Origin of the sequence: Pseudomonas juntendi, assembly GCF_021560075.1 — a bacterium.
Taxonomy (GTDB): domain Bacteria; phylum Pseudomonadota; class Gammaproteobacteria; order Pseudomonadales; family Pseudomonadaceae; genus Aquipseudomonas; species Aquipseudomonas juntendi.
Map to the genome: position 1 here is coordinate 427,764 of NZ_CP091088.1, position 19,463 is coordinate 447,226.

Here is a 19,463-nt window from a genome sequence, read left to right on the forward strand (position 1 = left end):
GAGCAACTCTCCATAACTGCCGACAGCATAACCCGCCGGCAGTCATGGCGTGGCTTCAGAGATGGTGAATCACCGCCAGGTCCATGCGGCCGTATTCGCCACCGTCGCCGTGCTCGCCGCGTGGCGGCATGTGGTGGGTCTTGACCACCTGCTCGCCTTGCACGGTCTCCAGGTGGATATCGAAGCCCCACAGCCGATGCAGGTGCTTGAGGACTTCGTCGGTCGAGTCGCCAAGCGGTTTGCGGTTGTGCTGCTGGTGACGCAGGGTGAGGGAGCGGTCCCCACGGCGGTCGACACTCCAGATCTGCACGTTCGGCTCACGGTTGCCCAGGTTGTACTGGGCTGCCAGCTGCTCGCGAATGAGCCGGTAACCCGACTCGTCGTGAATGGCCGGTACCAGCAGATCGTCCCGTTGGTCATCATCGAGAATGCTGAACAGCTTGAGGTCGCGCATGACCTTGGGCGACAGGTATTGCAGGATGAAACTCTCGTCCTTGAAGCTGCTCATGGCGAACTTGATGGTAGAAAGCCAATCACTGCCGGCAATGTCGGGGAACCAGTGGCGATCCTCTTCGGTTGGGTTCTCGCACATGCGGCGGATGTCGGTGTACATCGCAAAGCCCAGCGCGTAAGGGTTGATGCCGCTGTAGTACGGGCTGTCGAAACCAGGCTGGAACACCACACTGGTATGCGACTGCAGAAACTCCATCATGAAGCCTTCGGTTATCAGCCCCTCGTCGTACAAGTCGTTCATCAGGGTGTAGTGCCAGAAGGTTGCCCAGCCTTCGTTCATCACCTGGGTCTGGCGCTGCGGGTAGAAATACTGGGCTATCTTGCGCACGATGCGCACCACTTCCCGTTGCCAGGGTTCCAGCAGCGGGGCGTTCTTTTCGATGAAGTACAGGATGTTTTCCTGCGGCTCGGCGGGGAAGCGCCCTTCATCGCGGTCATTGCCCTTGTCGGCGCTTTTCGGGATGGTCCGCCACAGGTCGTTGATCTGCCGCTGCAAGTGTTCCTCGCGCTCCTGTTGCCGGCGCCGCTCCTCTTCGGCAGAAATAGGGTAGGGCCGCTTGTAGCGGTCTACGCCGTAGTTCATCAGGGCATGGCAGGAGTCGATCAGGTCTTCCACGGCGTCAATGCCGTGGCGTTCCTCGCACTGCGCGATGTACTGCTTGGCGAACACCAGGTAGTCGATGATCGAGCTGGCATCCGTCCAGGTGCGGAACAGGTAGTTGCCTTTAAAGAAGCTGTTATGCCCATAGCAGGCATGGGCGATCACCAGTGCCTGCATGCACATGGTGTTCTCTTCCATCAGGTAAGCGATGCAGGGGTCGGAGTTGATCACGATCTCGTAGGCCAGGCCCATCTGGCCACGGCTATAGGACTTTTCCGTGCTGAGGAACTGCTTGCCGTAGGACCAGTGGTGATAGCCCAGCGGCATGCCGACGGAAGCGTAGGCGTCCATCATCTGCTCGGCCGTGATCACCTCGATCTGGTTGGGGTAGGTGTCCAGGGCGTAGCGCTCGGCCAGGCGGCTGATTTCCCGGTCGTAGGTCTGGATCAGTTCGAACGTCCATTCGGACCCGGTGGAAATGGGTTGGCGTCTCTGTGCTCTGGCGGTCATGTGGCTAACCTGCGCTGGAAGAGTTCACGGAAGACCGGGTAGATGTCGCCGGCCGATACCAGCTGCTGTTGGGCAAACGTGTCGGGGAAGGCCTCGCCGATGCGTTCGTATTCGTACCACAGCGCCTGGTGCTCACGGGGGGTGATTTCGACGTAAGTGTAGTACTGCACGTGCGGCATGATCTGCTTGGCCAGGATATCGCGACAGATTGGCGAGTCGTCGTTCCAGTTGTCGCCGTCGGACGCCTGGGCAGCATAGATGTTCCAGTCACTGGCCGGGTAGCGTTCAGCCATGATCTCCTGCATTAGCTTGAGTGCGCTGGAAACGATGGTGCCCCCGGTTTCCCGCGAGTAGAAAAATTCTTCCTCGTCCACTTCGCGGGCACTGGTGTGGTGGCGAATGAACACGACTTCGATGCGGTCGTAATTACGCTTGAGGAACAGATACAGCAGGATGAAGAAGCGCTTGGCGATGTCTTTGGTCGCCTGGGTCATCGAACCGGACACGTCCATCAGGCAGAACATCACCGCCTTTGAACTGGGGTTGGGTTGCTTGACCAGCAGGTTGTACTTGAGGTCGAAGGTGTCGAGAAACGGCAGGCGGTTGATGCGTGCCTTGAGGCGCTCGATTTCCTGTTCGATTTCCTGGATATCGGTGGAATTGTCCGGTTCCTCTGCGCGCAGGCGCGCCAGCTCTTTCTGTGCTTCGCGCAGCAGGGCACGGCTGCTGCCGGTCAGGGCGATACGTCGGGCGTGGGCCGAGCGCAGGGTGCGCACGATGTTGATGCGCGACGGGTTGCCTTCGTTGGCGATACCGGCGCGCACAGTTTTGAAGGTGTCGGCACCGGTCAGGTGGCGTTTGACCAGGTTGGGCAATTCGAGGTCTTCGAACATGAATTCGAGGAACTCTTCCTGGGTGATCTGGAAGACGAATTCGTCCATGCCTTCGCCGGAGTTGCCGGCCTTGCCACGGCCGCCGCCACCCCCGCCGCCGCCTTGCGGCCTGGGTATGTGTTCACCGGCAGTGAACTCCTTGTTGCCGGGGTGCACGATGGTCTGTTTGCCCCCGCGGCCATGGTGCAGCACCGGTTCGTCGATATCACGCCCGGGAATGCTGATCTGCTCGCCGTGTTCCATGTCCATGATGGAGCGGCGGCTCACCGCCTCTTCGACGGCCTTCTTGATGTGTTCGCGGTACCGCCGCAGGAAGCGCTGGCGGTTGACCGTGCTCTTGTTCTTGCCGTTCAGGCGGCGGTCTATAACGTAGCTCATGGTCCCTCCGGTAGCTGGAGCAGCTGCAAGCCACAAGCCCTGGACGCCAAGCGGTAAGCTTCAAGCTGCAAGTAAGAGCAGCCATCGCTGCCGCAGATGCTGGCGCCTGGCATGCGTCGGCGCCAGCCAGCTTGTGGCTTGCAGCTTGTAGCTTGGCACTAGGCGGCTTGCCGCTTTATTGCGATTTCCTGACCCGCAGGTACCACTCCGACAGCAGGCGCACCTGCTTGTCGGTATAACCACGCTCCACCATTCGGGTGACGAAGTCGTTGTGTTTCTTCTGGTCCTCTTTGCTGGCTTTGGCATTGAAGCTGATGACCGGCAGCAGGTCTTCGGTGTTGGAGAACATTTTCTTCTCGATCACCACCCGCAGTTTTTCGTAGCTCAGCCAGCTTGGGTTCTTGCCGTTGTTGTTGGCGCGTGCGCGCAGTACGAAGTTGACGATCTCGTTGCGGAAGTCTTTCGGGTTGCTGATGCCGGCCGGCTTCTCGATTTTCTCCAGCTCTTCGTTGAGCGCGATGCGGTTGAGGATCTCGCCGGTTTCCGGGTCGCGGTATTCCTGGTCCTGGATCCAGAAGTCGGCGTACAGCACATAGCGGTCGAAGATGTTCTGGCCGTATTCGCTGTAGGACTCCAGGTACGCTGTCTGGATTTCCTTGCCGATGAACTCGATGTAGCGCGGTGCCAGGTACTCCTTCAGGTAGCGCAGGTAGCGTTCGCGCACTTCTGCAGGGAACTGTTCCTGTTCGATCTGCTGCTCCAGCACATACAACAGGTGCACGGGGTTGGCGGCAATTTCGTGTGGGTCGAAGTTGAACACTTTGGACAGGATCTTGAAGGCGAAGCGGGTCGACAGGCCATTCATGCCCTCGTCGACGCCGGCCGAGTCGCGGTATTCCTGGATCGACTTGGCCTTCGGATCGGTGTCCTTGAGGTTTTCACCGTCGTACACGCGCATTTTCGAATAGATATTGGAGTTTTCAGGCTCTTTGAGCCGCGACAGCACCGTGAATTGCGCCAGCATTTTCAGCGTGTCCGGAGCGCAATGGGCCTTGGACAGCGAACTGTTGACCAGCAATTTGTCGTAGATCCTGATTTCGTCGCTGACGCGCAGGCAGTACGGCACTTTGACGATGTAGATCCGGTCGATGAACGCTTCGTTGTTCTTGTTGTTACGGAAGGTGTGCCACTCCGATTCGTTGGAGTGGGCCAGCAGGATGCCGGTGTACGGGATGGCCCCGAGGCCTTCGGTACTGTTGTAGTTACCTTCCTGGGTGGCGGTGAGCAAGGGGTGCAGGACCTTGATCGGCGCCTTGAACATTTCCACGAATTCCATCAGGCCCTGGTTGGCCCGGCACAGTGCCCCCGAGTAGCTGTAGGCGTCGGCGTCGTTCTGTGGGTATTCCTCGAGCTTGCGAATGTCGACCTTGCCGACCAGGGCAGAGATGTCCTGGTTGTTTTCATCGCCCGGTTCGGTCTTGGCGATGGCGATCTGGTTGAGGATGGAAGGGTAGAGCTTGACCACTTTGAATTTGGAAATATCGCCGCCGAACTCCTGCAGCCGCTTGGTTGCCCAGGGCGACATGATGGTGTTGAGGTAGCGCCGCGGGATGCCGAACTCTTCCTCGAGAATGGCCCCGTCTTCGGTGGCGTTGAACAGGCCCAATGGCGATTCGAACACCGGTGAGCCCTTGATGGCGTAGAACGGTACCCGCTCCATCAGCTGCTTGAGTTTTTCCGCCAGCGACGATTTGCCGCCACCTACCGGGCCCAGCAGGTAGAGGATCTGTTTCTTCTCTTCCAGGCCCTGTGCGGCGTGGCGGAAGTACGACACGATCTGGTCGATGCACTCTTCCATGCCATGGAAGTCGGCAAAGGCTGGATAGCGGCGGATCACCTTGTTGGAAAAAATGCGCGACAGCCTGGAGTTGGTAGAGGTGTCGATCAGCTCTGGCTCACCGATGGCCAGCAACAGCCGTTCGGCCGCCGATGCGTAGGCACTGCGATCCTCTTTGCACAGCTCGAGGTACTCCTGCAGCGAGAGTTCTTCCTGGCGCGTTGACTCGAAACGTTGTTGGAAGTGGCTAAAAATACTCATGACGTCACCTCGCTCGATACGTGGAGACGACGCCGGATCAGTCAGCTGATGCTGGCAAGCAACCGGGTTCGCCAGTTGCTGTATACCCCCCAGAACACCCTGTTACGCTACCGATGACCCGCACGCCGGTGTACCGGCTCTCCCCTTTTTTGGATGGCCTGAGCTTAAGCGTAGTTGGTTATCTGCAAGGTCAAGGGGCGAGGAGTGCAGAAGTTACGAACGACCGTTCGTCAGGTAAGCCGCAAGCCCGCGCAGGGCGCGGGCTGCAGTAAAAATGAAAATATTTATTCGGCAGCGCCTTGGGCTGTCTCGGCCGGGTAGGTGGTGCGCCACAGTTCAAACCCACCGTCGACGCTGTACACGTCCGAGAAGCCCTGGCCTACCAGGTAGGCGGCAGCGCTCTGGCTGGAGTTGCCGTGGTAGCAGACCACCAGGGTGGGGGCGTCGAGGTCGGCATTGCGGATGAACTCGGCAACCGAATGGTTATCCAGATGCCGGGCGCCGGTAATGTGGCCGGCAGCAAAGGCTTGCGAGTCACGGATATCGACCACGACCGCACCTTCTTGCTTGCGAAGCTCCAAGGCCTGTTCGGGAGGGATGCGCTTGAATTCGCTCATGGGTACTACTTCCTTCAGGTGTGGTCATTGAGTGTAGTGGGTTGTGCCGGCTGGCGCAGGGTGCCGTCGGCGGCGCAGTCGCAGCGGTGGTATTGGCCGCTGTCGAGGTTGTACAGGGTCATGGCGCCGCCCCACACGCAGCCGGTGTCCAGGGCGATGACGTCAGGCTGGTCGACGCGCCCTTCAAGGGCGGCCCAGTGGCCGAAGATGATCTTCACGTGCCGCGAGCGGCGGTCCTTGTGGGCAAACCAGGGTTTGTAGCCTTTGGGCGCGGTGCCCAGGCCTTCCTTGCTTTTGAGGTCGAGTTTGCCTTCTGCGGTGCAGAAGCGCATGCGCGTGAAGTAGTTGGTGATGACCCGCAGGCGCTCGATACCGGTGAGGTTCTTGCTCCACTTGTTCGGCTCGTTGCCGTACATGCCATCCAAGTACAACTTCAGGCGAGTGTCATCGCGCAGCACCTGTTCCACCTCGTCAGCCAGCTTCAGGGCTTGCCCGAGCGTCCACTGCGGCGGGATGCCGGCATGAACCATGGCAACGCCCCGCGCCTCATCGTAGTGCAGCAGCTTTTGCTGGCGCAGCCAGTCGAACAACTGATCCGCATCTGGCGCTTCGATGATCTCGCGCAAGGTGTCGCTTTTCTTCAGGCGCTCGACGTTGTGCCAGGCGGCCAGCAGGTGCAGGTCGTGGTTGCCCAGCACGCAGACCAGGGACTGGCGCATGGAGTACAGAAAGCGCAGCGTTTGCAGTGACTCGGGGCCGCGGTTGACCAAGTCGCCCACCAGCCACAGGCGGTCCACGGCGGGATCGAAGCGTACGCGTTCGAGCAGGCATTTGAGTGGCTGCAGGCAGCCCTGCAGGTCGCCGACGGCGTAAGTGGCCATCAGTGCAGGGCCCCGGGCACCGCCAGGCGAAACGGGGCGATCTCGGCATCAAAACGTTTACCGTCTTCGGCAAACATCTGGTAGCTGCCCTGCATGGTGCCTACGCGGGTGCTGATGACAGCCCCACTGCTGTAGGTGTGGCTCTGGCCCGGCTCGATATTGGGCTGCTGGCCGACCACCCCGGCGCCGCGCACTTCTTCGACCTTGCCGTCACCGTTGGTGATCAGCCAGTGGCGCGACAGCAGTTTGGCTTTCAGCGAGCCGTTGTTCTGCACAGTGATGGTGTAGGCGAAAGCGAAACGACTGTTTTCCGGGTCGGATTGCTCTTTGAGGTAGCGGGTCACGACGCTGACGTCGATTTGATAGCGGGGGTCGGACATGCAAGGGCCTTGGGCGAACTGACGCAATAATGCAGTCTAGGCCATTGGCGGGGGGGAGGGCCAGCGGTGGAAGGGCTGGGGGTTTTGTGTTGCCTGGGCTGGCCTCTTCGCGGGCACGCCCGCTCCCACAGGATTCCACCGCATTTGAGGGGTGATTTACCTGTGGGAGCGGGCATGCCCGCGAAGAGGCCGGATCAGGTTGAATCAGGCTTTGGGCTGATCGGCCAACTGATCGGCCAGGCGCACGAAGGCGGCCAGGTCCAGCTGCTCCGGGCGCAGGCTGCCATCCACGCCGGCAGCTTCGATGGCCGCGCTGTCGAGCAGGCCCTTCATGGTGTTGCGCAGTGTTTTGCGGCGCTGGTTGAACGCGTCACGCACCACCCGCTCCAGCAGTTGTGCATCTTTGGCCGGGTGAGGCAGCACTTCGTGCGGCACCAGCCGCACGATGGCCGAATCCACTTTCGGTGGCGGGTTGAACGCCCCAGGGCCAACGTTGAACAGGTGTTCCACGCGGCAGTGGTACTGCACCATGATCGACAACCGCCCCCAATCACCACCGCCAGGGCCGGCGGCCATGCGCTCGACCACTTCCTTCTGCAGCATGAAGTGCATGTCGCGGATCAGCCCGGCATGGCTGAGCAGGTGGAAGATCAGCGGCGTGGAGATGTTATAGGGCAGGTTACCCACCACCTTGAGGCTGCGCGGCGGGACGCCCAGCTGGTTGAAGTCGAACTTCAGGGCGTCGCCCTGGTGCAGGCGGAAATTGCTGCGGTCGGCGAACTTGTGCTGCAGGATCGGCACCAGGTCCTTGTCCAGCTCGACCACGTCCAGTTGCGCGCCGCTGCCCAGCAGGCCCTCGGTCAGGGCGCCCTGGCCCGGGCCGATTTCCAGCAGGTGTTCGCCAGGCTTGGCGTGGATAGCGCGCAGGATACGGTCGATGATGCCGGCGTCGTGCAGGAAGTTCTGGCCGAAGCGCTTGCGCGCCCGGTGTTGGTATTGCTCGTTCATGGTCGGTTCTCGGCCATCTGGTAGGCGGTTTCCAGCGCGACGCGCAGGCTGCCGGTGTCGACCTTGCCGCTGCCGGCCAGGTCCAGAGCGGTGCCGTGGTCAACCGAGGTACGGATGATCGGCAGGCCCAAGGTCACGTTCACGGCCGCACCAAAACCCTTGTACTTGAGTACGGGCAGGCCTTGGTCGTGGTACATCGCCAGCACCGCGTCGCAGTGCTCCAGATATTTGGGGGTAAACAGGGTATCGGCCGGCAGCGGCCCGCGCAGGTCCATGCCTTCGGCGCGCAGGCGGGCCAGGGTCGGCTCGATGATGTCGATTTCTTCGCGGCCCAGGTGGCCGCCTTCACCGGCATGCGGGTTGAGGCCGCACACCAGGATGCGTGGGGCGGTGATGCCGAACTTGTCGCGCATGTCTGCATGCAGGATGCGGGTAACCCGCTCGACGCGCTCGGCAGTGATGGCGTCGGCGATGTCCCGCAGCGGCAGGTGGGTGGTAACCAGGGCCACGCGCAGGCCGCGGGTCGCCAGCATCATCACCACTTGTGCGGTTTGGGTCAGTTCGGCGAGGAATTCGGTGTGCCCGGAAAAGGCGATGCCGCTCTCGTTGATCACACCCTTGTGCACGGGGGCGGTGATCATCCCGGCGAATTGCCCGTCCAGGCAGCCCTGGCCAGCACGGGTCAGGGTTTGCAGCACGAACGCGGCGTTGGCCGTGTCGAGCTGGCCCGCTGTTACCGGGGCCGCCAGCGGGGTATCCCAAACATACAGGCTGCCCGCTGGGGCTGGCTGCTCGGGCCATTGGCCCGGGGCAACCGGCAACAGGTCGACAGCCAGCCCCAGCTGGGTGGCCCGCTCGGCGAGCAGGTCACGGCTGGTGATGGCAATCAGGGGGTGGGGCTGGGCGTCTGCGGCGAGCAGCAGGCACAGGTCAGGACCTATGCCGGCCGGCTCGCCGGGGGTGACGGCGAAGCGCAGGGGCTTCACTGGGCGGCCTGGTCGGCGCCAGGCAGCTTGATTTCAACGTAGGCTTCGTCGCGGATCTGGCGCAGCCAGGTTTGCAGCTCTTCGTCGTATTTGCGGTTACGCAGCACGTTCAGGGCCTGTTGCTCACGCGCCTGCTCGGTGCTGTCGGTGGCCCGACGGCCCAGTACTTCCAGCACGTGCCAGCCATACTGGGTTTTGAACGGCTTGGTCACGACGCCTTGCTGGGCGTTGGCCATCTGCTCGCGGAACTCCGGCACCAGGCTGTTCGGGTCGACCCAGTTGAGGTCACCGCCGTTGAGCGCTGAGCCCGGGTCTTCCGAGTAGCTTTTCGCCAGTTCGGCGAAGTCTTCGCCGTTCTTGATGCGTTCGTACAGGCGCTCGGCCAGTTGCTCGGTGGCCGCGTCGCTGCGGATCTCGCTTGGCTTGATCAGGATGTGGCGCACGTGCACTTCGTCGCGCAGCACGTTCTCGCTGCCACCACGCTTCTCTTCCAGCTTGAGGATGATGAAGCCGTTGGGGATGCGGATCGGCTGGGTGATTTCACCCACGGGCATGCTGCTGAGCATCTTGGCGAAGTCTGGTGGCAGCTGGGCCGCTTTACGCCAACCCATCTCGCCGCCTTCCAGGGCGTTTTCGCTGGCGGAGCGGGCGATGGCCAGTTGGCCGAAGTCCGCGCCTTGCTTGAGCTGCTGGTACACCTCGCCCACCTGGCGTGCAGCCTTCTGGATGTCTGCCGAGTTGGCCGCCTCCGGGGTGGGGATCAGGATGTTGGCCAGGCGGTACTCTTCCGACATCTGCATCTTGCCCATGTCGGAGTTGAGGAAGTTCTTCACTTCCTGCTCCGACACCTGGATGCGCTCGGCCACGCGGCGTTGGCGCACGCGGCTGATGATCATCTCGCGCTTGACCTGGTCGCGGGCGTCGTCGAACGACAGGCCGTCATGGGCCAACGCTGCGCGGAACTGGTCCAGCGACATGCCGTTGCGCTGGGCAATGGTGCCGATGGCCTGGTTCAGTTCTTCGTCGGTGATGCGAATGCCGGAGCGTTCGCCAATCTGCAGTTGCAGGTTTTCGACGATCAGGCGTTCCAGTACCTGCTGTTCCAGGGCGCCGGCGGGCGGCACGCTGCCGCCGCGCTTGGCGATGGTTTGCTGAACCTCATGCACGCGCTGGTCCAGCTGGCTTTGCATGACCACGTCGTTGTCGACGATGGCCACCACGCGATCAAGCGGCTGTACCGCGGCATGCACCGCGCCACTCAGCAAAGCAACGCCCAGCAGCACTGGGCGCAGTCGATCAATAAGCTTGGTCTTCACGTTCACGGTAACCTTGAATGCCTTGGTCGAGGAAAGATTCGACCTTGTTGCCAACTACACCACCGAGGCCTTTCAGGACGATCTGAAGGAAGACACCGTGGTCGCCTTTTTCGTTCTGCGGAAGGGCCTGGCTGAAATCGTCGTAGTCGATCCAGTACCGGTTGACCAGACGCAGCTTCCAGCAGCAGTTGTCGTATTCGAAACCACCCATGGCTTCCAGGGTGCGGTTGCGGTTGTAGTCATGCTGCCAGCGGGCAATCACGCTCCACTGTGGCACGATCGGCCAGATGACCGAGAAATCGTGCTGCTGGATCTTGTAGTAATCCTTGATGTAGTTCGGATCGCCTGGGGTGCCATAGTCACCGCCGCCCACCTTCCAGGTACCCGTTGTCGAGTCGTAGGCGATGGTGTCGTTACGGTAGCGGTAGCCGAGGTTGACGATCTTGTTCGGGTTGTCTTCAGGCTGGTAGTGGAACATCGCGCTGCCCGAGCGGGTGCTGTGGCTGTCCGGGTCCCAGTTGAAGTCCGAATTGAAGCGCCAGTCGCGGTTGAAGTAGTAGTTGTACACCAGGGCGTATGGCGACACGTCGGACTGCGAGTCTTTGCGGGTGCGGTAGTCGATACCCGGCAACTGTACCTTGCGGTCTTTGAAGTAGTAGGCCTGGCCGATGCTGAAGTTCTGGCGCTCGAAGCCGTTGTCTTCGATCCAGCGGGTGGTGACACCCAGCGACAGCTTGTTCTCGTCGCCGATGCGGTCGGTGCCGCTGAAGCGGTTGTCGCGGAACAGCGAATCGTAGCTGAACAGGGTTTCGCCAGTATCGAACAGCGGGATGTCCTTCTGGTCCTTGTACGGGACGTACAGGTAGAACATGCGCGGTTCGAGGGTTTGACGGTAGTTGTTGCCAAACAGCGAGGTATTGCGGTCAAAGTACAGGCCGCTGTCGACGCTGAAGATCGGTACATCGCGGCTTACGGAGCTGTCGTAGCTGCCGTAGGCGGTTGGATTTCGAGCTTCCAGGGCGATTGCATCGGCCTTGCCTTTGCTGTCGAGGTCCAGGTCGTACTGGGTGTAGGCATATTTCAGCTTGGGCGTCAGGAACCCGTAGCTGGCCGTCATCGGGTAGCTGATGGACGGCGCCACATTCAGGCGCGTGCCGTTGGCTCGCTCGATGCCTTGAATGTTCTGATCCAGGCGACGACCGTCTGGCCCGGCTGTGAGGTCGAGGTTGCCATCCTTGTCGAACACGGTGTCGTTCTTCAAGTCACGCTCGAAGCGTACCGCTTCGGTCTCGTAACCCAGGTTCAGGCCGCCTGGCTGGAATGGCAGGGTACCGTTGAGGGTCAGCTGCGGCAGGCGGTCATACGGCGTGATCTGCGAAATGGTCGCCATTTCGTAGGCATGCACGTTCAGGCGCGCGGTGTAGCTGTCGCCACGGTAGGTCAGCGCGCCCTGCTGGTTCAGCACGTCGCGGCTTTCTACGCCGATCTGGTCGGACTCCAGGTCCTGGAAGTAGAACGGGTCGCTGATGTCGGTGTAGTCCACCTCGGTCATCAGGCGTTCGTCCAGGCCACCCTTGTGCTGCCAGTTGACCATCCAGCGCTGGTCTTTGTAGTCCGTCTGGTCTTTGCGGTCGTCGTTCTTGTCGTTCAGGTACGCGCCGCCGAACTGGCCTTCGCTGGACTTGGTCAGGTAGCGGAATTCGCCTTCCATCAGCAAGCCGCGCTTGGTCATGTAGCGCGGGTACAACGTGGCGTCGTAGTTCGGCGCCAGGTTGAAGTAGTACGGCGTGACCAGCATGAAGCCGGTGTCGCTGCTGCTGCTGAACGAAGGTGGCAGGAAGCCGGACTGGCGACGATCGTCGATCGGGAAGTAGATGTACGGTGTGTAGAACACCGGGAAATCCTTGACCCGCAGGGTGACGTTGGTCGCGGTGCCGAAGCCGGTGGCCGGGTTCAGGGTGATGTTGTTGCCCTTCAGCTGCCAGGCGTTGCTGCCCGGTTCGCAGGTGGTGTACGTACCGTCCTTGAGGCGGATGATGGCGTTTTCGCCACGCTTGGCGTACAGGGCGCTGCCGCGGATATGCGACTTGTGCATCACGTATTCGGCGTTGTCGACCTGGGCTTCGCCCGTGTCGAGCTGAATCTGTGCCTGGTCACCGACTACCAGCGAGCCGTTGTCACGGATCTTGACGTTGCCTTTGAGCTCGCCACGGTTTTCGGCCTGGTACAGGTTGGCCTCGTCCGCTTCGGCCTGCATGCTGCCCTGGCGCATGACCACGTCACCGGCGAGGGTAGCGATCTGCTGCTCCTGCTGGTACTTGGACACCTTGGCATTGATGTAGGTCGGCGACTCGTCCTTGGGCGTGGTGTCGGCCATGCCTGGGCGAGTCGGCTCGATGTAGGCGCCACCGCAGTACGGGCCGGTTTCGGCCAGCTGTGCGGCAGTGAGCTTTTCACGCGGCACCCAGTCGAGGTGGCTGTAGTCTTCGCTGCGCGACTTCAGGCCGCGGCCTTTGGCCTCGGTGACCAGCATCGGCCGGTCCGCAGTTTCGCCTTCGCTCGCGGCTTCGGTGCCGCCGCTGACGGCGGCACCTTCGTGCACCGGGCGTGGCGGCAGGTTGCTGGCTGGGGTCTTGGGCTTGCAGTCCCAGCCGCCGGCGGCGGACACTTGGCAGTCAAACTGCTCGGCTGCCACCACGTACGATGTGGCCAGAGGTTGCAGGGCCAGCAGACCGCCGGTGACCAGCAACGGAAACTTTCTACGAAACGCGGGGGATTTCAATGCCATCTTATTAGTCCGGGCTTCCTGCGTGCCATCTGCCCGCGTGTGGGGCCGCACGCCTCTCGATGGTCTGAAAAAGATGCTGGATAATAAAGCATGACCCGCTTGACGGCTAGGGCCGTCGGAGACCCTTGTAATGCCTGAACACGATGTACGCCTGCAACAGCTGACGGTCTGGCTCGCCGAGCAGCTCGATGAACTTTTCCGCAGCAAGGCTTGGGGCGAGGTGCCCGAAGGCCGCCTGACCGCGGCCAGCAGCGATGCCAGCTTCCGCCGCTACTTCCGCTGGCAGGGGGCTGGGCACAGCTTCGTGGTCATGGACGCGCCCCCGCCGCAGGAGAACTGCCGACCGTTCGTCGCCATCGACCACCTGCTGGCCAGCGCCGGTGTGAATGTGCCGCAGATCCACGCCCAGGACCTGGAGCGTGGGTTCCTGCTGCTGGGTGACCTGGGTCACCAGACATACCTGGACATCATTGATGAAGACAATGCCGACAGCCTGTTCGCCGACGCCATCGAGGCGTTGCTGAAGTTCCAGCGCCTGCCAATGGACGCCCAGTTGCCCAGCTACGACGACGCCCTGCTGCGCCGCGAGGTTGAACTGTTCCCCGAATGGTACGTAGGGCGCGAGCTTGGCCTGGCCCTCAACGATAGCCAGAAAGCTGCCTGGCAGCGCGTCAGCCAACTGTTCATCGACAGCGCCCTGGCCCAGCCGAAAGTGCTGGTGCACCGCGACTACATGCCGCGCAACCTGATGCAGAGCACCCCGAACCCTGGCGTGCTGGACTTCCAGGATGCGGTGTACGGCCCGGTCACCTACGACATTACCTGCCTGTTCAAGGATGCCTTCCTCAGCTGGCCACAGGCGCGCGTCGAAGGCTGGTTGCGTGCCTATTGGGAGCGGGCAGTGGCGGCCGGAATCCCGGTTCATGCTGAGTTCGAGGCGTTCCAGCGTGCCAGCGACCTGATGGGCGTGCAGCGCCATTTGAAGGTGATCGGCATTTTTGCCCGTATCTGCCACCGCGACGGTAAGCCGCGCTACCTAGGGGACGTGCCGCGTTTCTTCGCCTATATAGAAGAAGTGATCGGTCGCCGGCCCGAATTGGCGGAGCTGGGTGAGCTGATTGCCGAGCTGCAAGCCGGAGCGCGTGCATGAAGGCAATGATCCTGGCGGCGGGGAAGGGTGAACGCATGCGCCCGCTGACGCTGCATACCCCCAAACCGTTGGTTCCGGTCGCCGGCCAGCCGCTGATCGAGTACCACCTGCGTGCGCTGGCGGCTGCGGGTGTCCGCGAAGTGGTGATCAACCATGCCTGGCTCGGCCAGCAGATCGAAGAGCACCTGGGCGATGGCGGCCGCTTCGGCCTGCGCATTTGCTACTCGCCGGAGGGTGAGCCGCTGGAAACTGGCGGCGGCATCTTCAAGGCGCTGCCTTTGCTGGGCGACGATCCCTTCCTGCTGGTGAACGGCGATGTCTGGACCGACTACGACTTCACCCGCCTGCAGGCCCCCCTGCAAGGCCTGGCGCACCTGGTGCTGGTTGATAACCCTGGCCACCATGGCCGTGGCGACTTCCGCCTGGCGGACGGGCAGGTGGTCGATGGCGACGACGCGCCGGGTACGCTGACGTTCAGTGGTATCTCGGTCTTGCACCCGGCGCTGTTCGCGGGTTGCCAGGCTGGTGCCTTCAAATTGGCGCCGTTGTTGCGCCAGGCCATGGCGGCTGGCCGGGTCACGGGCGAGCACTACCGCGGGCATTGGGTGGACGTCGGCACGCTCGAGCGGCTGGCCGAGGCCGAGCGGCTGATCGGCGAGCGCGCCTGACATGTGGTGGCCAGGCACACTGATTGGCGCTGGCGCGGGCTTTGCCGTGGCCAATATCCCCGGGGCGCTGTTGGGGCTGCTGCTCGGCCAGGCCCTCGACCGCCGCTTGCGCCTGCAGGGCTGGGATGACATGCGCGACCGCCTCAGCGGGCGCCCGGCGCTGGCTGACGATGAGTTGCTGTTCGTGATGCTGGGGCGCCTGGCCAAGAGCGATGGCCGGGTGGCCGAGCAGCATATCCAGCAGGCGCGTCAGGAAATGTCGCGGCTGGACCTGGCGGAGCCGGCCCGCTTGCGCGCCATCAAGGCGTTCAACCGTGGCAAGGCCGGCAAGGACCGGCTAGGCGGCCACTTGCGGCGGATTCGCGAACAGCCGCATGCGGCCGAAGGCACCTTGCGCGCCTGTTGGCGCATGGTCTGGGCCGACGGCAAGATGGGCAACAAGGAGCGTGAGCTGCTGCTGGACTGGGGGCAGAAGCTGGGCCTGAGCCGGCGCCAGGTGCAGGCCATGTCGGTGGAATACGAGCCGCGCAGGGCTGCCCGGCCGGAAGGGTTGGCCATGACCTATGCGGCGGCGTTGCGCTTGCTGGCGGTAGAGGCGGACACCGAAGCTGACAAGGTCAAGCAGGCGTATCGCCGGCTGGTCAGCCGGCACCACCCGGACAAGCTGGCAGGCACCGGCGCCAGCGAGGCACAGGTGCGTGAAGCGACCGAGCGCACGCGGGAGTTGCACCAGGCCTATGCCATGATCCGCAAGCGGCGGGGCCTTTGAGGGGCTCATCGCCGGCAAGCCAGCCCCAGGGATCGCAGCAGGGCTGGCAGGTGTTTGTCAGAAGATATGCAGCGCCTGAGACATCGAGCGCCGCCCGCGCGGCGCATCGCGAGCTGCGCTCGCTCCTACGTTTGTTTCGGGCCAGTGAGGCCTGTGAGGGGCGCGCGCGACCGCCTGATTCATACGACGCGATATTGAGGCATGCGCCAAGGCGTTCGCGCGCAAATCCCCCAGGCATAATTGGCCCGAAACAAACGTAGGAGCGAGCGCAGCTCGCGATGCGCCGCGCGGGCGGCGCTCAATCTGACAGGCGCTGAAGATGCTGCGGCAAGCACCCGGCAACCCTGATGCCATTGCCAGAAACCATAGAGTCTCCCACAGGTAATACACAACGCCTGAATATTGTGGCCTACCTGTGGGGGCAATCTTACCCTTGCGGGTTCATCCAGCCTCGCACGCGGCGGAACAACTGCTCTTGCTCGGCGGCCTGGTTGCCTGGCATGGCGATCAGCGACAACTGCCGGTACTGGCTGTCTTTCTGCCGCTTGCTGGCCTGCAAGCGCAGCGCGGCGGCGCTGCGGTCAGCACTGCGGGTGGCGTAGTAGATGTCGGCGGTGGGCACCTTCAACGTCGGCGCCAGGCTTTCCAGGTCATGCTCCACGCGCGCCGGCGTCTGCGCCGCCACCATGACCAGCTTGTGCACCTGCGGTGGCTGTTTTTCGCTCAGGTAGCGGGCTGCCCAGTACGCACCACTGCCATGGCCGATCAGCACGATGCTGCGGGCATTGCGCTGCTGGGCAAACGCCACGGCAGCGTCCAGGCGGGCGAAAATCCGCTCGGCATCGGCCGGGTCGCTCTGTTCGCTGGCCAGTTCGGCATCGGTGCTTTCTGCGGTGTCGGCATCGGCGGCGGTGGCCTGGGCGACATTGGCATTGGCGTCGGCTGGCACATCCTTGACCGGTGCACGCTCACCCTGGGCTTGGTCCATTGCGGCCTTGGGCTTGGCTTCTACCCGGGCTTGCGGGCTGTCGGCGAGCAGGTCAGGCAGGCTGATGCTCAGGCTGTGCCAGCCGACATCAGGGAATTTTTGCCGCAGCGGGCCAACGGCATTTGGCCAGTCGGCGTTTTCGCCGGCACCCGGCACGATGATCACGGCACCTTGCGGATCACTGTCGTTGGCCGGCTTCCACAACGCCAGGAAACTGTCGGCACCTGCCTGTAGCGTCTGTTGCTCGGCCTTGGGTACCAGCCGCTCGAGTGCCAGGGCATCCTCTTGGCTGCGCTCGAGCAGCGGCGGGCGTGGTGTTTCGGCTGCCGGTGCCGCATTGGCCGCCGGCGGTGTTTCGGCATCGGCGGCCAAGGCGCCGAGTGGCAGGAGCGAAGCCAGGCAGCACATTGCCAGCGTCGTGCGATAAAGTGTGGACATGCGTCACCCAAGGCCAGAATGATACCGGCAGCCTAATAGTATTTGCCCGTGACGGCCATGCTGCATGGCCGCCTTGCCAAGACGAGCGTATAGATGAAGCGAGTGCGTCGCCTGTTGGTTATCGGCTGCTTGTGGCTGCCCTTGATTGCCTTTGCCCGGCCCGAGGCGCCGGCCACTGTTGCGCTCGAGCCGGCCCAGCAGCAGTGGTTGGACGCGCACCGCAGCCTGCGTGTGGGCCTGGTGCTGCAAGCACCCTATGCTCAGTTCGACCGGCGCCTGCAGCAGTTGTACGGTGCCAACGTCGAATTGGTCAGCAACCTGGCACACGTGCTGCGCCTGGACCTGACCTGGCGCCATTTCAGTGACCAGGCCAGCCTGGAGCATGCCCTGCAGAACGGCGAAATCGACTTCGCCCCCGGCCTTACCCAAACCCCGGCCAGCCTGCGCCTGTGGTTGTTCAGCGACCCGTACATGCGCGTGCCGCAATTGGTGGTAGGGCCACGCACCGGGGCCATGGCGGTGGAGCTGGAAAAGCTCGACCGCGAGCAGCGCGTGGCCGTGCGCATGCCCAGCCAACTGGCAGAGTACTTGCGCGGTAACTACAGCAACCTGAACCTGCAGGGGGTGCCCAGCGAGCGCGAGGCCTTGCAGCTGGTGGTGGGCGGCCAGGCCAGCTTCGCCGTGCTGGACGAGGCGCAACTCAGCCGCCTGTCACGCGAGAGCGAGTTCGGTGAGCTGGCCGTGGTGGGCGATATTGGCCTGCCGCAGTTGCTGCGGTTTGGCTCGCGGCGTGACTGGCCGGTGTTGGCCGATGTGCTCGAACAAGGCTTGCAGGCCCTGCCTGCCAAGGAGCTGGAGCAACTGCACCAGCGCTGGTTGCAGCCCAAGTACCCGCGCCTGAGCGAGTCGCCCGGTTTCTGGCAGAACCTGGCGTTGCTGTTCGGCCTGCTGCTGCTGTGCGCCCTGGCTACCCTGGTGTGGCAACGCCGGCAACAGCGCCAGCTGGAGCGCAGCCTGCTGGCTGCGCGGGAAAGCCTGGTGGAGCGCCAGGTGCGTGAAGAGGCCCTGCGCCTGAGCCAGTTCGCGATTGACCAGAGTACGGTGGGTATTCTGTGGGTCAACTGGGACAGCCATGTCCGGTACGCCAACCACGCCGCTGAACGCATGCTCGGTTATGCCGAAGGCGAGCTTCTGGAGCGGCCGCTGAGCGACTTCGAGCCGAGCCTGAGCATGGACCGCTGGCTGGAGCTGTGGAAAGGCGCCCGCGCCGGGGCTGGCGGTGTAGGCCAGTTCGAGGCGCAGTGCAAGCGCGCGGACCACAGCTTGCTGCCGGTCGAGCTGTCGTTGAGCTTCTTGCGCTTTCGCGACTCGGAGTACCTGGTGGTGTACCTGGCCGACGTTACCGAACGGCACCGGGCCTTGGCGGCTTTACGCGAAAGCGAGGCGCGGCTGAAGGGCATTGCCGGCAACGTGCCAGGGCTGGTGTTCCGCCTGGAGCGGGACCCGGCCGAGGGCGAGCTGGAGTTCCCCTATATCAGTGAAGGCAGCGAGGCCCTGGTCGGTTATGCGCCCAGCGAGATCCAGCACCCGCAAATGGGCCTGCGCAACCTGGTACACCCCGATGACCGCGCCGATTACCACCGGGTCCAGGACCTGGCCCTGGCCAGCGACCAGGACTGGTCCTGGCAGGGGCGTATTCTCACCCGCCAGGGTGAACAGCGCTGGGCCGACATCAAGGCCAGTACCCGACACCTGGGCAACGGTCAGGTGGTATGGGACGGCGTGGTGTGGGATATCACCCAGGGCAAGCGCGCCGAACTGGCGCTGGCCAAGTCACAGGAGCAGCTGCGCGAGCTGTCGGCCCACCTGGAAAGCGTGCGCGAGGAAGAGAAGGCCCGCATCGCCCGCGAAGTGCATGATGAGCTGGGGCAGATGCTGACCGTGCTCAAGCTGGAAGTGTCGATGTGCGAGCTGGCGTTTGCCGAGCTCGACCCGGGGCTCAACGAGCGCCTGGCCAGCATGAAGCGCTTGATCGCCCAGTTGTTCCAGTTGGTGCGTGATGTGGCCACTGCCCTGCGCCCGCCGATCCTCGACGCGGGCATCGCCTCGGCCATCGAGTGGCAGGCCAGGCGCTTCGAAGCCCGTACGCAAATCCCCTGCCTGGTGCAGGTACCGGATAATCTGCCAGCATTGAGTGACGCCAAGGCCACCGGGCTGTTCCGCATTCTGCAGGAGGCGTTGACCAATGTGATGCGCCATGCCCAGGCGCACAGCGTGGAAATCGAGCTGGTTCATCAGGGCGGGCAGTTACGCCTGACAGTCAGTGATGATGGCCAGGGCTTTTGCCGTGAGCAGCCCCGGCCCACCTCGTTTGGCCTGGTCGGCGTACGCGAGCGGGTACTGATGTTGGGCGGCAGCATGGTGCTGGACAGTCAGCCGGGCGAGGGCACCAGCCTGAGCGTGGCCATACCGTTGGAGTAG

15 protein-coding genes are annotated in these 19,463 nt (G+C 63.0%); 4 read left to right on the forward strand and 11 right to left on the reverse strand.

Annotated features, from left to right (window positions below; genetic code table 11):
• Positions 1-55 precede the first annotated feature (55 nt).
• The 10 genes from L1P09_RS01855 to L1P09_RS01900 all read right to left on the reverse strand — a co-directional run bounded on the left by L1P09_RS01855 (position 56) and on the right by L1P09_RS01900 (position 12,969).
• Entirely contained in the window at positions 56-1,624 is a 1,569-nt protein-coding gene (locus tag L1P09_RS01855) for a SpoVR family protein (RefSeq protein ID WP_009685231.1), read from the reverse strand.
• On the reverse strand, positions 1,621-2,895 hold the full coding sequence (locus L1P09_RS01860) for a YeaH/YhbH family protein (protein ID WP_235768381.1): 1,275 nt from the start codon (positions 2,893-2,895) through the stop codon (positions 1,621-1,623). The genes L1P09_RS01855 and L1P09_RS01860 overlap by 4 nt, the downstream gene beginning before the upstream one ends.
• 175 nt (positions 2,896-3,070) lie before the next feature.
• Positions 3,071-4,993 (reverse strand): PrkA family serine protein kinase, encoded by a 1,923-nt coding sequence (locus L1P09_RS01865; protein WP_009685233.1) that lies wholly within the window; start codon positions 4,991-4,993, stop codon positions 3,071-3,073.
• Positions 4,994-5,277: 284 nt separating this feature from the next.
• On the reverse strand, positions 5,278-5,610 hold the full coding sequence (gene glpE / locus L1P09_RS01870) for a thiosulfate sulfurtransferase GlpE (protein ID WP_009685234.1): 333 nt from the start codon (positions 5,608-5,610) through the stop codon (positions 5,278-5,280).
• Positions 5,611-5,624: 14 nt separating this feature from the next.
• Positions 5,625-6,491, reverse strand: coding sequence for a symmetrical bis(5'-nucleosyl)-tetraphosphatase (locus L1P09_RS01875; protein ID WP_009685235.1), 867 nt, complete (start codon positions 6,489-6,491; stop codon positions 5,625-5,627).
• Entirely contained in the window at positions 6,491-6,871 is a 381-nt protein-coding gene (gene apaG, locus L1P09_RS01880; RefSeq protein ID WP_029885942.1) for a Co2+/Mg2+ efflux protein ApaG, read from the reverse strand. Before apaG ends, L1P09_RS01875 begins: the two co-directional genes overlap by 1 nt.
• 204 nt (positions 6,872-7,075) lie before the next feature.
• Entirely contained in the window at positions 7,076-7,879 is an 804-nt protein-coding gene (gene rsmA, locus L1P09_RS01885) for a 16S rRNA (adenine(1518)-N(6)/adenine(1519)-N(6))-dimethyltransferase RsmA (RefSeq protein ID WP_054906107.1), read from the reverse strand.
• The gene (gene pdxA / locus L1P09_RS01890; protein ID WP_235768383.1) at positions 7,876-8,865 is read right to left on the reverse strand and encodes a 4-hydroxythreonine-4-phosphate dehydrogenase PdxA; all 990 of its coding nucleotides are present in this window, start codon (positions 8,863-8,865) and stop codon (positions 7,876-7,878) included. The genes rsmA and pdxA overlap by 4 nt, the downstream gene beginning before the upstream one ends.
• Positions 8,862-10,181, reverse strand: a complete 1,320-nt coding sequence (gene surA, locus L1P09_RS01895; RefSeq protein ID WP_033690895.1) for a peptidylprolyl isomerase SurA — start codon at positions 10,179-10,181, stop codon at positions 8,862-8,864. Before surA ends, pdxA begins: the two co-directional genes overlap by 4 nt.
• On the reverse strand, positions 10,162-12,969 hold the full coding sequence (locus L1P09_RS01900) for an LPS-assembly protein LptD (protein ID WP_047150036.1): 2,808 nt from the start codon (positions 12,967-12,969) through the stop codon (positions 10,162-10,164). The genes surA and L1P09_RS01900 overlap by 20 nt, the downstream gene beginning before the upstream one ends.
• Positions 12,970-13,099: 130 nt before the next feature.
• On the opposite strand from L1P09_RS01900, the gene L1P09_RS01905 reads away from it, so the two are divergent.
• Genes L1P09_RS01905 through L1P09_RS01915 form a run of 3 tightly spaced genes read left to right on the forward strand, consistent with a single transcriptional unit; the run spans position 13,100 to position 15,556 of the window.
• A complete protein-coding gene (locus L1P09_RS01905) occupies positions 13,100-14,119 on the forward strand; it encodes an aminoglycoside phosphotransferase family protein (RefSeq protein ID WP_235768385.1) in 1,020 nt (339 codons plus the stop codon).
• Positions 14,116-14,787 carry an N-acetylmuramate alpha-1-phosphate uridylyltransferase MurU gene (gene murU, locus L1P09_RS01910; protein WP_054906105.1) on the forward strand — a complete coding sequence of 224 codons (672 nt, stop codon included), beginning with the start codon at positions 14,116-14,118 and terminating at the stop codon, positions 14,785-14,787. Before L1P09_RS01905 ends, murU begins: the two co-directional genes overlap by 4 nt.
• Before the next feature lies 1 nt (position 14,788).
• Entirely contained in the window at positions 14,789-15,556 is a 768-nt protein-coding gene (locus L1P09_RS01915; protein WP_009685244.1) for a TerB family tellurite resistance protein, read from the forward strand.
• A gap of 427 nt (positions 15,557-15,983) precedes the next feature.
• On the opposite strand, the gene L1P09_RS01920 is transcribed toward L1P09_RS01915, so the two are convergent.
• Complete coding sequence (locus tag L1P09_RS01920; protein WP_054906234.1) at positions 15,984-16,982, reverse strand: alpha/beta hydrolase family protein; 999 nt, start codon at positions 16,980-16,982, stop codon at positions 15,984-15,986.
• 93 nt (positions 16,983-17,075) lie between these two features.
• Between L1P09_RS01920 and L1P09_RS01925 the strand changes: the two genes are divergently transcribed.
• Positions 17,076-19,463, forward strand: a complete 2,388-nt coding sequence (locus L1P09_RS01925) for a PAS domain-containing sensor histidine kinase (RefSeq protein WP_235768387.1) — start codon at positions 17,076-17,078, stop codon at positions 19,461-19,463.

Bases quoted from the DNA above. Each gene is read 5' to 3' on its own strand.
- L1P09_RS01855 (WP_009685231.1), bottom strand. From the start codon at position 1,624: ATGACCGCCAGAGCACAGAGACGCCAACCCATTTCCACCGGGTCCGAA.
- L1P09_RS01860 (WP_235768381.1), bottom strand. From the start codon at position 2,895: ATGAGCTACGTTATAGACCGCCGCCTGAACGGCAAGAACAAGAGCACG.
- L1P09_RS01865 (WP_009685233.1), bottom strand. From the start codon at position 4,993: ATGAGTATTTTTAGCCACTTCCAACAACGTTTCGAGTCAACGCGCCAG.
- glpE (WP_009685234.1), bottom strand. From the start codon at position 5,610: ATGAGCGAATTCAAGCGCATCCCTCCCGAACAGGCCTTGGAGCTTCGC.
- L1P09_RS01875 (WP_009685235.1), bottom strand. From the start codon at position 6,491: ATGGCCACTTACGCCGTCGGCGACCTGCAGGGCTGCCTGCAGCCACTC.
- apaG (WP_029885942.1), bottom strand. From the start codon at position 6,871: ATGTCCGACCCCCGCTATCAAATCGACGTCAGCGTCGTGACCCGCTAC.
- rsmA (WP_054906107.1), bottom strand. From the start codon at position 7,879: ATGAACGAGCAATACCAACACCGGGCGCGCAAGCGCTTCGGCCAGAAC.
- L1P09_RS01900 (WP_047150036.1), bottom strand. From the start codon at position 12,969: ATGGCATTGAAATCCCCCGCGTTTCGTAGAAAGTTTCCGTTGCTGGTC.
- L1P09_RS01905 (WP_235768385.1), top strand. From the start codon at position 13,100: ATGCCTGAACACGATGTACGCCTGCAACAGCTGACGGTCTGGCTCGCC.
- murU (WP_054906105.1), top strand. From the start codon at position 14,116: ATGAAGGCAATGATCCTGGCGGCGGGGAAGGGTGAACGCATGCGCCCG.
- L1P09_RS01915 (WP_009685244.1), top strand. From the start codon at position 14,789: ATGTGGTGGCCAGGCACACTGATTGGCGCTGGCGCGGGCTTTGCCGTG.
- L1P09_RS01920 (WP_054906234.1), bottom strand. From the start codon at position 16,982: ATGTCCACACTTTATCGCACGACGCTGGCAATGTGCTGCCTGGCTTCG.
- L1P09_RS01925 (WP_235768387.1), top strand. From the start codon at position 17,076: ATGAAGCGAGTGCGTCGCCTGTTGGTTATCGGCTGCTTGTGGCTGCCC.